The following is a 12742-nucleotide window of genomic DNA, read 5'->3' on the forward strand; positions in this document are numbered from 1 at the left end:
CTACAGGCCGATCGTCCGGCGCATGGCGTTCACTCCGCCGCGCACCGCGTTCTCGGTGGCGGCCAGGGGGCCGAGCACGGCCTCGCCCATCCCGACGAGACGTTCGACGCGGTCGACGATGCCCTCCATGCGGTCGACCACCGCGTTGAGTCGCGGGGCCAGTGCGTTGATCTGGTTGATGGTCTCGTTGAATCGCTCCAGCGTGGCGTCCAGATTCGCCGTCGAGTTGTTGAGGTCGTCGAGCGTGTCGCTGAGGCCCTCCAGGATGGTGTCCACCTGTTCGACCGTCACGTCGGCGTTCAGCGCCGCCTGCGCCAGCTTCCTGATCCGCTCGCCGCCGGTACGGGTGCCGCGGCCGCTTCTGTCCACCATGGGTAGTCATTATCGCCGAACCCGGGAACCGTGGAGGCCGGACCGGCGTCTGATCTGCGTGCGACACAGTCAGTGTGAGAACCCCTCGAGACCACCCGCCACCGGTGACATGGTGCGCCGGATCGTCGACTACGCCACCGGATACGCCGACGCCCAGGCCGACCACGGCGCCGATGACGAGGGCGTCTAGAGCTTCGAGGCGGCGTCCTCGTCGAGGAAGAACACCGTCGCCTCCCGGCCCACCGCGCCCGCGGCCGGCCAGTCGTCGGCAGCGGCGCCGCCGACGGCCGCAGCGACCGCCTCGGCCTTACCGGAGCCCGACACCACCAACCAGACCTCCCGTGAACGCGCCACCGCGGGCAGCGTCAACGTGATTCGCTGCGGCGGCGGTTTGGGGGAGTCGGTCACCGCCACGACCATGCGCGTGGTCTCACGCACCGCGGGGGTGTGGGGGAACAGCGAGTTGATGTGTCCCTCCGGACCCATCCCGAGCAGGTGGACGTCGAACACCGGGGTCGGCTCATCGCCTTCGGCCTGCCCGGCGAGCACATGTTCGTAGGCCAGCGCGGCGGCGTCGATGTCGTCGCCGAACTCGCCGTCGGCGGCCGGCATGGCGTGCACGTTGGCCGCCGGGATGTCGACCCGGTCGATCAGTGCCGCGCGGGCCTGCTTGTCGTTGCGGTCGTCGTCGTCCTCGGCGACATAGCGCTCGTCACCGAAGAACAGGTGCACCTTCGACCAGTCGATACGGTCGCTGTGCGTACCCAGCCGCTCGAGCAGTTTGATGCCGGTGCCGCCACCGGTCAGCACGATGTTCGCCGTGCCGCGGGACTCGACCGCTGACACGACCTCGTCGGCCAACCGGTCGCCGACCGCGGCGACCAGCGCGTCGACGTCGGGATACCTGCGCACGGAGACTCCCATGTCCCCCCGGTCGCTTCGCTCCTGCCCACCGCTCATACGTACTGCACCTTCTCGATCCCCTGCAGCGCCTCGTAGTAGATCTCGTCGGCGTCGAGGCGGCGCATGTCCTCGGCCAGGCACTCGCGAGTCTCCCTGCGCGCCAATGGGACCAGCGCTTCCGGCTTCGCGGTGCGGGTGATCTTCGCGGTGACGCCGTTCTGCGGGCGACTCAGCGTGATGGTCTCGCTGTCCCGCACCAGTTCCACCTTGAGCTCCCCGACGGCGCGGTGGACGGGACCGTCGATGCGGCTGGCCAGCCAGCCCGCCAGGACGTCGAGGGCGGGTTCGGTGCCGAGCCCGGACACCAGCGCGGACTTGATCGGCTCGTGGGGCGGCTGGTCCACCGCCGACGTGAGCAGCGCCCGCCAGTAGGTGATCCGGCTCCACGCCAGGTCGGTGTCGCCCGGGGTGTACCCCTGCAGCCGGCCCTTGATCGCGGCCAGCGGATCGTCGCCGTTGGTGGCATCGGTGATCCGGCGGAGCGCCAGCCGGCCCAGCGGATCCTCTGCGGGCACCGCGGGAGCGACGTCCGGCCACCACGTGACCACCGGGGTGTCGGGCAGCAGGAACGGCATCACCACGCTGCTGGCGTGGTTGGCCAGCGGCCCCGACAGGCGCAGCACCACGACCTCGTTGGCGCCGGCATCGCTGCCCACCCGCAGTTGGGCGTCCAGCCGGGCCTTCTCGGCGCGGCGGTCACCGGGGGCGACCACGATGACGCGACACGGGTGTTCGCGGCTCGCCGCGTTGGCCGCATCGATGGACTCCTCGAGGACGGCCTCGGTGTTGGGAGCGATCACCAGGGTCAGCACGCGGCCCAGGGTGATCGCGCCGCCTTCCTCGCGCAGCGCCTGGATCTTCTTGTTGATGGCACCGGTGTTGGTGTCCGGCAGGTCGACGATCACGGACGCCTCCATTCGCGACCGGTCCGGTGCAGCATCTCGAACGCCGAGTCCGGGCCCCAGCCGCCGGATTCGTACGGGTCGGGCTTGCCGTGGGAGGCCCAGTAGTCCAGTGCGGGGTCGAGGATCTTCCAGGCCAGCTCGACCTCCTCGTTCACCGGGAACAGGGACGGCTCGCCCAGCAGGACGTCGAGGATCAAGCGTTCATACGCCTCGGGCGACTCCTCGGCGAACGCCGAACCGTACGAGAAGTCCATGCTGACGTCGCGGACCTCCATCTGGTTGCCCGGCACCTTGGACCCGAACCGCAGCGTGATGCCTTCGTCGGGTTGCACCCGGATCACCAGCGCGTTCTGCCCCAGCTCCTCGGTCATCGTCGCATCGAACGGCAGGTGCGGCGCCCGCTTGAAGATCAGCGCGATCTCGGTGACCCTGCGGCCCAGACGCTTTCCGGTCCGCAGGTAGAACGGCACACCGGCCCAGCGGCGGGTGTCGACATCTACGGTGATCGCCGCGAACGTCTCGGTGGTGGAGGTCGACGAGAACCCCTCCTCCTCGAGGAGTCCGACGACGCGCTCCCCGCCCTGCCACCCCGCCGTGTACTGACCGCGGGAGGTGGTCTGATCCAGTGGCTCGGCGAGCTTGCTGGCCGACAGCACCTTGATCTTCTCGGCCTGCAACTCATCGGGGGAGAAGCTGACGGGTTCCTCCATGGCGGTCAGCGCCAGCAGCTGCAGCAGGTGGTTCTGGATGACGTCGCGCGCTGCGCCGACGCCGTCGTAGTAGCCGCCGCGACCACCGAGTCCGATGTCCTCGGCCATCGTGATCTGCACGCTGTCCACGTAGTGCGAGTTCCACACCGGCTCGAACAGTTCGTTGGCGAACCGCAGCGCGAGGATGTTCTGGACGGTCTCCTTACCGAGGTAGTGGTCGATCCGGAAGACCGAGGACTCCGGGAAGACGTCGTTGACGATGGCGTTGAGCTCCTCGGCGCTCTTCAGGTCGTGCCCGAACGGCTTCTCGATGACGACCCGGCTCCAGTGGTCGTCCGACTTCTCGGCCAGGCCCGTGTTCGAGAGCTTCTCGAGCACCTGCGGGAACGCCTTCGGCGGAATCGACAGGTAGAAGGCGTGATTGCCGCCGGTGCCGCGTTCGGCGTCGAGCTTGCTCAGTGTCTCCGACAGCTGCTCGAACGCCGCGTCGTCGTCGAAGGTGCCCTGCACGAACCGGATTCCCTCCGAGAGCCGGTCCCAGACCTCTTGGCGAAACGGAGTGCGGGCGTGCTGCTTGACCGCCTCGTAGACGACCTCGCTGAAGTCCTCGTCGGCCCAATCCCGCCGGGCGAACCCGACCAGCGAGAACGTCGGCGGCAGGAGACCCCGGTTGGCGAGGTCGTAGATGGCGGGCATGAGCTTCTTGCGCGCCAGATCACCGGTGACGCCGAAGATGACCACACTGCAGGGCCCCGCGATCCGGGGCATCCGCTTGTCCCGTTTGTCCCGCAGCGGGTTACGCCACTCGGTCATCGTTGAATGCTCTTCGCGCAAGCGCTCATCGGCCGGGACCTAGGACTTCTTCTCGTCGAGCTGGCCCTGCGTCGCCTCCATCAACTCCTGCCACGACTTCTCGAACTTCTCGACGCCCTCGTTCTCCAGCACCAGGAAGACGTCGGTCACGTCGATGCCCACGGCGTCGAGCTTGTCGAACACCTCCTGGGACTCGGCGGCGCGTCCGGTCACCGTGTCACCGGTGATCACCCCGTGGTCGGCGACCGCCTCGAGGGTCTTCTCCGGCATCGTGTTCACCGTGTTCGGCGACACCAGTTCGGTGACGTAGAGGGTGTCGGAGTAGTCGGGGTTCTTCACCCCGGTCGACGCCCACAGCGGCCGCTGCACGCGTGCCCCGTCGCCCTTGAGCGCCTCGAAGCGGGCGCCGCCGACGAACACCTCCTCGTACGCGGCGTACGCGAGCCGGGCGTTGGCGACACCGGCCTGACCGCGCAGCGCCAGCGCCTCGTCCGAGCCGATCTTCTCGAGCCGCTTGTCGATCTCGGTGTCGACGCGGGAGACGAAGAACGACGCCACCGAGTGGATCTTCGACAGGTCGTGGCCGGCCTCCTTGGCCTTCTCCAGGCCGGCGAGGTAGGCGTCCATCACCGCGCGGTGCCGCTCGACCGAGAAGATCAGCGTGACGTTCACCGAGATGCCTTCGGCGATGACCGCGGTGATCGCGGGCAGGCCGGCCTCGGTCGCCGGGATCTTGATCAGCAGGTTCGGCCGGTCGACGATCTTCCACAGCTCGATGGCCTGCAGGATCGTCTTGTCGGTGTCGTGTGCCAGCCGCGGATCCACCTCGATGGACACCCGGCCGTCGACCCCGCCGGACTGCTCGTAGGTCTTGGCCAGCACGTCGCAGGCGTTGCGCACGTCGTCGGTGGTGACGGTGCGGATGGTCGCGTCGACGTCGGCGCCCCGCTCGGCGAGTTCCTTGATCTGGTCGTCGTAGGCGGTGCCCTTGGACAGGGCGGCCTGGAAGATCGACGGGTTCGTGGTCACCCCGACAATGCTGCGGGTGTCGATGAGCTCCTGCAGATTGCCGGTCTGCAGGCGGTCACGCGACAGGTCGTCCAGCCATACGGACACCCCCGCCGCCGACAGTGCGGCGAGATTCTCGTTCTGTGCCATGGTCATTCCTTCCGGGAAGGTGAAGCAGTCAGTTGGCGATCGAGCGCTCCGCGGCGGCGGCCACGGCCTCGGGGGTGAAGCCGAACTCGCGGAACAGCGTCTTGTCGTCGGCGGATTCCCCGTAGTGCTCGATGGAGACGATCTCGCCGGTGTCGCCGACGAGCTTGTACCAGCTCTGGGCGACCGCGGCCTCCACGGCGACGCGCGCGGAGACGGTGGGGGGCAGCACGCTGTCGCGGTAGTCCTTGGGTTGCGACTCGAACCACTCCACGCACGGCATCGACACCACCGCGGCGGTGATGTCCTTATCGGCCAACAACGCCTTGGCCTCCACGGCCAATTGCAGTTCCGAGCCGGTCGCGATGATGATGACGTCCGCATCGGCCGCGTTGTCGCCGCCGAGCACGTAGCCGCCCTTGGCCACGCCGTCGGAGTCGGTGCCCTCCAGCACCGGGATACCCTGGCGGGTGAGGATGAACCCGACCGGGCCGCTGCCGTTGCCGCGCGCCAGGATGCTCTTCCACGCGTAGGCCGTCTCGTTGGGGTCACCCGGGCGCACCACCGACAGGTTCGGGATGGCCCGCAGCGCCGCCAGGTGCTCGATCGGCTGGTGGGTGGGGCCGTCCTCACCGAGACCGATCGAGTCGTGCGTCCAGATGTAGATGGTGTCGATGTCCATCAAGGAGGCCAAACGCACGGCGGGCCGCATGTAGTCCGAGAACTGCAGGAACGTGCCGCCGAACGCGCGGGTCGGCCCGTGCAGCACGATGCCCGACAGGATCGAACCCATCGCGTGCTCGCGGACGCCGAAGTGCAGCACCCGGCCGTACCAGTCGGCGGTGAAGTCGTCGGTGGAGATGCTCGGCGGCCCGAACGACTTCACCCCCTTGATCGTGGTGTTGTTGCTGCCGGCGAGGTCGGCCGAACCGCCCCACAGCTCCGGCAGCTTCGGCGCCACGTCGTTGAGCACCTGCCCGAACGCGGCTCGGGTGGCCAGCGGCTTGGAGCCCGGCTCCCAGTACGTGATGTCGGCGTCCCAGCCGTCGGGCAGTTCCTCGGCGGTCAGCCGGTCGAGCAGCTTCTTGCGCTCCGGCTCGCGCTGCGCCCACGCCTCGAACTCGGGCTGCCACTTCTCGTGCGCCTCACGGCCACGGTCGACCAGCTTGCGGGTGTGCTCGATGACCTCGTCACGCACCTCGAACGTCTTGTCCGGGTCGAAGCCCAGGACCTTCTTGGTGGCGGCCACCTCCTCGTCACCCAGCGCGGAGCCGTGCACACCACCGGTGTTCATCTTGTTCGGCGCCGGGTAGCCGATGATCGTGCGCAGCGAGATGAACGACGGCCGGTCCGTGACCTTCTTGGCCTCTTCGATCGCGGCTTCGATCCCGACGACGTTCTCGCCGCCCTCGACCTCCTGCACGTGCCATCCGTACGCGCGGTAACGGTCGGCCACGTTCTCGCTCAGCGCGATGTTGGTGTCGTGCTCGATCGAGATCTGGTTCTGGTCGTAGAACACGATGAGGTTGCCCAGCTGCTGGGTGCCGGCCAGCGAGCTGGCCTCGCTGGTGACGCCCTCCTCGATGTCGCCGTCGGAGGCGATGACATAGATGAAGTGGTCGAACGGGCTGGTTCCCGGCGCGGCGTCGGGGTCGAACAGGCCGCGCTCGTAGCGGGCGGCCATCGCCATGCCGACCGCCGAGGCCAGGCCCTGCCCGAGCGGGCCGGTGGTGATCTCCACACCCTTGGTGTGGCGGAACTCGGGATGCCCCGGCGTCTTGGACTTGAACGTGCGCAGCGACTCGATGTCTTCGAGTTCGAGGCCGAACCCGCCGAGGTACAGCTGGATGTACAGCGTCAGGCTGGAGTGCCCACAGGACAGGATGAAACGGTCCCGGCCCAGCCAGTGGACGTCGCTCGGGTCGTGGCGCATCTGCCGCTGGAACAGCGTGTAGGCCAGCGGCGCCAGGCTCATCGCCGTGCCGGGGTGGCCGTTGCCGACCTTCTGCACCGCATCCGCTGCCAGCACGCGGACCGTGTCCACCGCGGTGGAATCCAGATCGGTCCAGTCGTCCGGGTGGTTCGGGCGAGTCAGTGCAGAGATCTCTTCGGTCGTCGTCACGCGCGCTCCTAGATATGTGGTTCCGGATCGAAAATCCGCACCACCACCCTAGTGCTGGAACGCCGCGAGGTGCAGGCCGCGTCACCCAGGTTTCATCTCGCGGGAGCCGCCGTCTACCATCGTCTGTAGTAGAAGTCTGCGCGACGCCACCTGTGAGGAGTTACCTGCGTGAGCATCCGCGAGCGCAACCGTAACCATGGGGCGCCGAACAGAATCCGCGCCACGTTGTTGGCCTATCTCGCGTTGACCAAGCCGCGCGTCATCGAACTCCTGCTGGTCACGGCCATTCCGGCGATGCTGCTGGCCGACCGCGGCACCGTCGATCCGCTGCTGATCCTCAACACGCTGGTCGGCGGGATGCTGGCCGCCGCGGGTGCCAACACGCTCAACTGCGTCGCCGACGCCGACATCGACAAGGTGATGAAGCGGACCGCGCGGCGGCCGCTGGCCCGCGCCACCGTGCCGACCCGCCACGCCCTGATCTTCGGCCTGGTGCTGTCGGTCGGATCGTTCTTCTGGCTGTGGGTGAGCAGCAACCTGCTGTCGGGTCTGCTGGCCGTCGCCACCATCGCGTTCTACGTGTTCGTCTACACGCTGCTGCTCAAGCGCCGCACCTCCCAGAACGTGGTGTGGGGCGGCGCGGCGGGCTGCATGCCGGTGATGATCGGCTGGTCGGCGGTCACCGGGACCATTCAGTGGCCCGCGCTGGTGATGTTCGCGATCATCTTCTTCTGGACGCCGCCGCACACCTGGGCACTGGCGATGCGCTACAAGGACGACTACAAGGCCGCCGGTGTGCCGATGCTGCCCGCGGTCGCGACCGAGCGGCAGGTCACGCGACAGATCCTGATCTACACCTGGCTGACCGTGCTGTCGACGCTGGCGCTGGCGCTGGCCGCCGGCTGGCTCTACGCGGCCGTCGCGCTGCTGGCGGGCACCTGGTTCCTGGTCATGGCCCACCAGCTCTACAGCGGCGTCAAGCGCGGTGAGCCGGTGAAGCCGCTGCGGCTGTTCCTGCAGTCCAACAACTACCTGGCCGTGGTGTTCTGCGCGCTGGCCGTGGACTCCGCGCTGGCCCTGCCGACGCTGTTCCCACTCTGAGCCCGCGGCCCTAGCTCCGGTCCCAGCCGCCGCGGCGGCCCTGCTTGATGGTGCCGCGGCGCTTCTTCTCGGCGATCCGGCGTTCCTTCGAGCCGCGGGTGGGCCGCGTCGGACGGCGGGCCGGCGGGGGAGCGGCCGCCGCATCGCGCAGCAGCCGGGCCATCCGCTCGCGGGCTGCCACCCGGTTCTGGAGCTGGGCGCGGTACTCACTCGCGGTCACCGTGAGCACCCCGGCCGTGAGCCGGCCGCCGAGCCGGCACAGCATCCGGTGCCTCAGATGCTGGGGGATCGCCGGTGAGCGGGCCACGTCGAAGGACAGTTCGACCCGACTGTCGGAGGTGTTGACGCCCTGACCGCCCGGACCCGAGGACCGGGAGAATCGCTCGCTCAACTCCGACGCCGGCACCACCAGCGTCCGTGTGACGACGAGGTCGGTCTGCACGTCAGCCAGGGTAGCTACAGCCGCTCACCGGTCGTGGCGTCGAACCGGTGCACCGCGTCCGGCTGCGCCGACAGTGCGACCGCCGTCCCGGGGGAGACGCCCGACAGCGTCGACGCGGGTACCACCGCGGTCACCTGCTCGTCCCCCGCGCGCACGGTCACGATGGCCCGCGGGCCGAGCAGTTCGACCAGTTCGACCGTCGCACCGCCGTCGACCGCGGGCCGCAGCTCGAGATCGTCGGGACGCACCCCGACCGTCACCTCCGCGGCGTCGGGTCCGCCGACGGCCAGCCGCACCCCGCCCGCAGTCCGCAGCTCGCCCCCGCTGACCGCGCCGGTCACCAGGTTCATCTTCGGGCTGCCGACGAACGTCGCGACGAACGTGTCGGCGGGCCGGGAGTACACCTCCGCCGGTGGGCCGGCCTGGGCGATCTTGCCGTCGCGCATCACCACGATGCGGTCGGACAGCGTCATCGCCTCCTCCTGGTCGTGGGTGACGTACAGCGAGGTCACCCCGAGGCGGCGCTGCAGGCGCAGCAGTTCGGTGCGGGTCTCGACGCGCAGCTTGGCGTCCAGATTGCTCAACGGCTCGTCGAACAGGAACACCGAGGGCTCCCGGATGATGGCCCGGCCGATCGCGACCCGCTGCTGCTGGCCGCCGGACAGGTCCTTGGGTTTACGCGCCACCAGCGCGCCCAGGCCCAGCGAGGCGGCGACGTCGTCGGCCCGGCGCAGCGCTTCGGTCCGGTCGACCTGCTGGGCCCGCAGCGGGAACGCGATGTTCTCGCGCACCGACAGGTGCGGGTACAGCGCGTAGTTCTGGAACACCATCGCGACGTCGCGCTCCTTGGGTTCCAGCCGGGTGACGTCGCGGCCGTCGATGTGGATGGTGCCCGACGTGACCTCCTCGAGGCCGGCGAGCATCCGCAGCGAGGTCGTCTTACCGCACCCCGACGGGCCGACCAGCACGGTCATGCTGCCGTCGGCCAGTTCCAGGTCGAGGCCCGAGACCACGGTGGCGCTGCCGTACGCCTTCGTGACCGCGGTGAACGTGACCGATGCCATGGGGTATTTCCTCGCTGTCCGTTGCTGCTCAGTATTTGACCGCGCCGCCGCTGATCCCCTGGACCAGGCGTCGCTGGATGAAGAAGCTCGCCACCACGACCGGCACGATCGCGACCATGATGGCCGCGCTCATCGTCCCGATCTGCACCCCGCGGAAGGTGTTGAAGTTCGAGATCGCCACCGGCAGGATCGCGGCGTTGCCGGGCGCCAGGATCAGGCCGTAGAACAGGTCGTTCCAGGACAGCGTGAACCCGAAGATCGCCGCCGCGCCGATACCGGGGTACACCTGCGGCAACACCACCAGCCGGAAAGCCTGCCAGCGGCTGAACCCGTCGACTCGGGCCTGCTCCTCCAGCGACGACGGGACCGCCTCGAAGAAACCGATGAGGAACCACGTCACCAGGGGCAGCACGAAACTCAGGTGCGCGAAGATCACCGGCGCCAACGTGTCAGTCATCCGCAGGGCCTGCGCCATGGTCAGGAACGGGAACACCATCACCGCCGGCGGCACCACCTGCGCGGCCAGCATGCCGAACCGGGTCAGCGACCCGCCGGCCCGGTACTTGGCGATCACGTAGGCGCCCATGCTCCCGACCACCAGGCTGACGGCCACGGTCACCACGCCGACCAGCGCGCTGCGGCCCGCCGCGGCGAAGATGCCCGAATCGAGCACCGCCCGCCAGTTCTCGAGTGTCGGGGTGAACGCCAGCAGCCACGGCTCGGACATCTGCTCGGGTGTCTTCAGGCTGGCCAGCGCCACCCAGGCGATCGGGAACAGCACGAATATCAGGGCGGCGACGAGCACCGCGATACGCAGCACCTCCAGCGGCCGGACGCGGCTCATGCGGTGGTCCTGTCCCGGCTGCGCTCCATCGCGCGAAACGCCACCACGATGACCGCGAGCACCAGTACCAGCACCAGGAACGCCATCGCGCTGGCCTGGGCCAGGCGGAAGAACTGGATGCCCTCGAGGTACATGAAGTACTGCAGCGTCTGGGTCTCGGTGCCGGGGCCGCCGCGAGTGGTGGCGTAGACGTACTCGAAGACCCGCAGCGCGTCGAGCCCGCGCAACAGCACCGCCACCGTCAGCACCGGGGCCAGCATCGGGATCAGCACGCGGCGCAGCCGGTACACGGGGCCGGCGCCGTCGACGCGGGCGGCCTCCATGGGTTGTTTGGGCATGGACTCCAGGCCGGCCAGGATCAGCAGCACCATGAACGGCGTCCACTGCCACACGTCGATGAACGCCAGCGTGAACAGCGCCCGCCCGGCGCCGAAGAAGTCGTAATTCGCGCCGACGGCCTGCAGCAGTGCCGGCACCGCGCCGATCTGGTCGTTGAGCAGGAAGCGGAAGATCAATCCGACGGCGATCGGCGTGATGAACATCGGGGCCAGCACGACCGCGCGGGAGAGGTCCTTGGCCCAGCGCTGCTGGTGCAGCGCCAGCGCCACCGCGAAACCCAGCACCAGTTCCACGGAGACCGCCACCACGACGTAGGTCGCGGTGGTCGCGAACGCCTCCCAGAACGCGGTGTCGGTCATCGCGGAGGTGAAGTTCGCGGTGCCGACGAAGCCGGGCGGTTCGCGGTCGGTGAGCCGGTAGTCGGTGACCGAGAGGTAGGCCGCGTAGCAGAGGGGGAACCCGACGGCGACCGCGAACAGCGCGAGCAACGGCGTGAGCATGCCGTACTTGAACGTCATCCGCGCCGCTCCGCGCTCGCCGCCGGGTTCCCCAACGTCACTGCTGGATCCGCTCCGCGGCGGCCTGAGCGTCGCGCAGCGCGTCCTCGACGCTCTTGTTGCCCGCGGCGGCGTCGTTCAACTCGGTGCCCACGGCCTGGATCATCTCCTCACCGCCGCGGCCCTGGCTCAGCGGGGCGGCGTCGGCCAGGATCTCACCGACCGTGCGGTAGTACGCCTCGCCGTAGCCGTCGGCCAGCACCTTCGGGTCGGTCAGCGAGCTTTCGCGGATCACCGCGCCGCCGGCGGCGACACGCTGCGCGTCGACGGCGGGGGAGGTGATCCAGGAGATGAACGCCCATGCGGCGTCGGGGGCCGCCGAGTTGGCCGGGATCGCCCAGCTCCACAGGCCCAGAGCGGATTTGCCACCGGGGATGGGTGCCAGCGAGAACTGGCCCGCGCGCTCCCCGGACGCGCCGGCCGGGTCGTTGAGGGCGGGTAGATTCCAGTTGTAGCCGATCATCGAGGCGGCGTTACCGCTCGACACCGACCGGAACGCCTCATCGAAGCCCCACGACAGGCTGTTGGCCGGCGCGGCGGTGCGATAGGTCTCGATGTAGGCGTTGAGCGCGCGGACGGCCTGCTCGGTGTTCAGCGTGGGCTTGCCGTCCTCGCCGTAGATGGAGCCGCCGGCGGCGAACAGCCAGTTGGCCCACTCCTCGAAGATCTTGTATCCGCGCTGCGGCTGCATCGCGATGCCCGCCCGGTCGCCGGCCTTGAGCCGCTGCGACGTGGTGACCAGCGCGTCGAGGCTGTCGGGCACCTGCAGGCTGGCGGCCTGCAGATCGCGGGTGTTGTAGATGTAGCCGAGCGCGTAGTTGTAGAACGGCACCCCGTAGGTGGTGCCCTCGACGTCGGTGATCTCGGTCAGCGACGGGAAGAAGTCGTCCGGCCGGTAGTCGGTGGTCGAGTCGATGCGGTCTCCGAGCGGTTGCAGAAAGCCGGCGTCGGCGAAGTCGTCCATCCACGGGTTGTCCACCACGATGAGGTCGTAGGCCGGTTCGGCGGCCTGGAACGACGAGACCAGCCGGTCACGCATCTGGTCGAACGTCATGGTCTCGATCTCGACCTTGACCTGCGGGTACTTCTCGTTGAACTGGCCGACCATGCCCTGCACGATCTCGGTGTCGGGCACATTCTCCATGAGCACCCGCACGGTGGCGCTGGTGTCGGTGGGTACGTCGCCCAGCCCGGACGACTCCTGTTCTCCGCCAGCGGAACCGCCGGTGCCGGCGCAGCCGGACAGCACCAGCCCTGCGGTGAGCGCGACCGCGGGCAGCCAGCGCGCCGGGCGCCGGCTCAGATTCGGGATCTTCATGGTTCTCGCTTCCTCTCGAGGTGACTGGGCCGGCCGG

At 68.9% G+C, this 12742-nt stretch carries 13 protein-coding genes; 2 read left to right on the top strand and 11 right to left on the bottom strand.

The annotated features are described in order from the left end of the window. Positions 1–372 carry an ATPase gene (locus E4P42_RS10625; RefSeq protein WP_135125918.1) on the bottom strand — a complete coding sequence of 124 codons (372 nt, stop codon included), beginning with the start codon at positions 370–372 and terminating at the stop codon, positions 1–3. A gap of 58 nt (positions 373–430) precedes the next feature. Here E4P42_RS10625 and E4P42_RS27580 point away from each other — a divergent pair, with 58 nt between their 5' ends. Beyond that, on the top strand, positions 431–562 hold the full coding sequence (locus E4P42_RS27580; protein WP_256371148.1) for a hypothetical protein: 132 nt from the start codon (positions 431–433) through the stop codon (positions 560–562). Here the strand turns inward: E4P42_RS27580 and pgl are convergent. From pgl to tkt, 5 genes are read right to left on the bottom strand one after another with little or no spacing between them, the layout of a single operon-like run. After that, the gene (pgl, locus tag E4P42_RS10630; protein WP_135125920.1) at positions 559–1296 is read right to left on the bottom strand and encodes a 6-phosphogluconolactonase; all 738 of its coding nucleotides are present in this window, start codon (positions 1294–1296) and stop codon (positions 559–561) included. The two genes, E4P42_RS27580 and pgl, sit on opposite strands and share 4 nt — an antisense overlap. Before the next feature lie 32 nt (positions 1297–1328). Then, positions 1329–2240: a glucose-6-phosphate dehydrogenase assembly protein OpcA gene (gene opcA / locus E4P42_RS10635; RefSeq protein ID WP_135125922.1), complete on the bottom strand. Its 912-nt coding sequence runs from the start codon at positions 2238–2240 to the stop codon at positions 1329–1331. After that, the gene (gene zwf, locus E4P42_RS10640) at positions 2237–3763 is read right to left on the bottom strand and encodes a glucose-6-phosphate dehydrogenase (protein WP_135125924.1); all 1527 of its coding nucleotides are present in this window, start codon (positions 3761–3763) and stop codon (positions 2237–2239) included. Before zwf ends, opcA begins: the two co-directional genes overlap by 4 nt. A 39-nt stretch (positions 3764–3802) precedes the next feature. Continuing rightward, on the bottom strand, positions 3803–4921 hold the full coding sequence (gene tal / locus E4P42_RS10645; RefSeq protein ID WP_135125926.1) for a transaldolase: 1119 nt from the start codon (positions 4919–4921) through the stop codon (positions 3803–3805). 28 nt (positions 4922–4949) lie between these two features. After that, entirely contained in the window at positions 4950–7040 is a 2091-nt protein-coding gene (gene tkt, locus E4P42_RS10650) for a transketolase (protein WP_135125928.1), read from the bottom strand. 168 nt (positions 7041–7208) lie between these two features. Between tkt and E4P42_RS10655 the strand changes: the two genes are divergently transcribed. Further along, a complete protein-coding gene (locus E4P42_RS10655) occupies positions 7209–8141 on the top strand; it encodes a heme o synthase (protein ID WP_135125930.1) in 933 nt (310 codons plus the stop codon). 10 nt (positions 8142–8151) lie between these two features. On the opposite strand, the gene arfB is transcribed toward E4P42_RS10655, so the two are convergent. The 5 genes from arfB to E4P42_RS10680 are packed head-to-tail and all read right to left on the bottom strand — an operon-like array spanning position 8152 to position 12705. Beyond that, positions 8152–8583, bottom strand: coding sequence for an alternative ribosome rescue aminoacyl-tRNA hydrolase ArfB (arfB, locus tag E4P42_RS10660; protein ID WP_135125932.1), 432 nt, complete (start codon positions 8581–8583; stop codon positions 8152–8154). Positions 8584–8597: 14 nt separating this feature from the next. After that, on the bottom strand, positions 8598–9647 hold the full coding sequence (locus E4P42_RS10665; protein ID WP_135125934.1) for an ABC transporter ATP-binding protein: 1050 nt from the start codon (positions 9645–9647) through the stop codon (positions 8598–8600). Between the two features lie 28 nt (positions 9648–9675). Further along, entirely contained in the window at positions 9676–10491 is an 816-nt protein-coding gene (locus E4P42_RS10670; RefSeq protein ID WP_135125936.1) for a carbohydrate ABC transporter permease, read from the bottom strand. Continuing rightward, a complete protein-coding gene (locus tag E4P42_RS10675) occupies positions 10488–11348 on the bottom strand; it encodes a carbohydrate ABC transporter permease (protein WP_135125938.1) in 861 nt (286 codons plus the stop codon). Before E4P42_RS10675 ends, E4P42_RS10670 begins: the two co-directional genes overlap by 4 nt. Positions 11349–11385: 37 nt before the next feature. Next, complete coding sequence (locus tag E4P42_RS10680; RefSeq protein ID WP_135125940.1) at positions 11386–12705, bottom strand: ABC transporter substrate-binding protein; 1320 nt, start codon at positions 12703–12705, stop codon at positions 11386–11388. Positions 12706–12742 lie beyond the last annotated feature (37 nt).

The sequence above is a fragment of the Mycobacterium sp. PS03-16 genome, assembly GCF_004570325.1.
Classification (GTDB): Bacteria; Actinomycetota; Actinomycetes; order Mycobacteriales; family Mycobacteriaceae; genus Mycobacterium.

What these genes read in the sequence shown, in the direction of transcription:
- E4P42_RS10625 (WP_135125918.1), bottom strand. Translation starts at nt 372, where the DNA reads ATGGTGGACAGAAGCGGCCGCGGCACCCGTACCGGCGGCGAGCGGATC.
- pgl (WP_135125920.1), bottom strand. Translation starts at nt 1,296, where the DNA reads ATGGGAGTCTCCGTGCGCAGGTATCCCGACGTCGACGCGCTGGTCGCC.
- zwf (WP_135125924.1), bottom strand. Translation starts at nt 3,763, where the DNA reads ATGACCGAGTGGCGTAACCCGCTGCGGGACAAACGGGACAAGCGGATG.
- tal (WP_135125926.1), bottom strand. Translation starts at nt 4,921, where the DNA reads ATGGCACAGAACGAGAATCTCGCCGCACTGTCGGCGGCGGGGGTGTCC.
- E4P42_RS10665 (WP_135125934.1), bottom strand. Translation starts at nt 9,647, where the DNA reads ATGGCATCGGTCACGTTCACCGCGGTCACGAAGGCGTACGGCAGCGCC.
- E4P42_RS10670 (WP_135125936.1), bottom strand. Translation starts at nt 10,491, where the DNA reads ATGAGCCGCGTCCGGCCGCTGGAGGTGCTGCGTATCGCGGTGCTCGTC.
- E4P42_RS10675 (WP_135125938.1), bottom strand. Translation starts at nt 11,348, where the DNA reads ATGACGTTCAAGTACGGCATGCTCACGCCGTTGCTCGCGCTGTTCGCG.
- E4P42_RS10680 (WP_135125940.1), bottom strand. Translation starts at nt 12,705, where the DNA reads ATGAAGATCCCGAATCTGAGCCGGCGCCCGGCGCGCTGGCTGCCCGCG.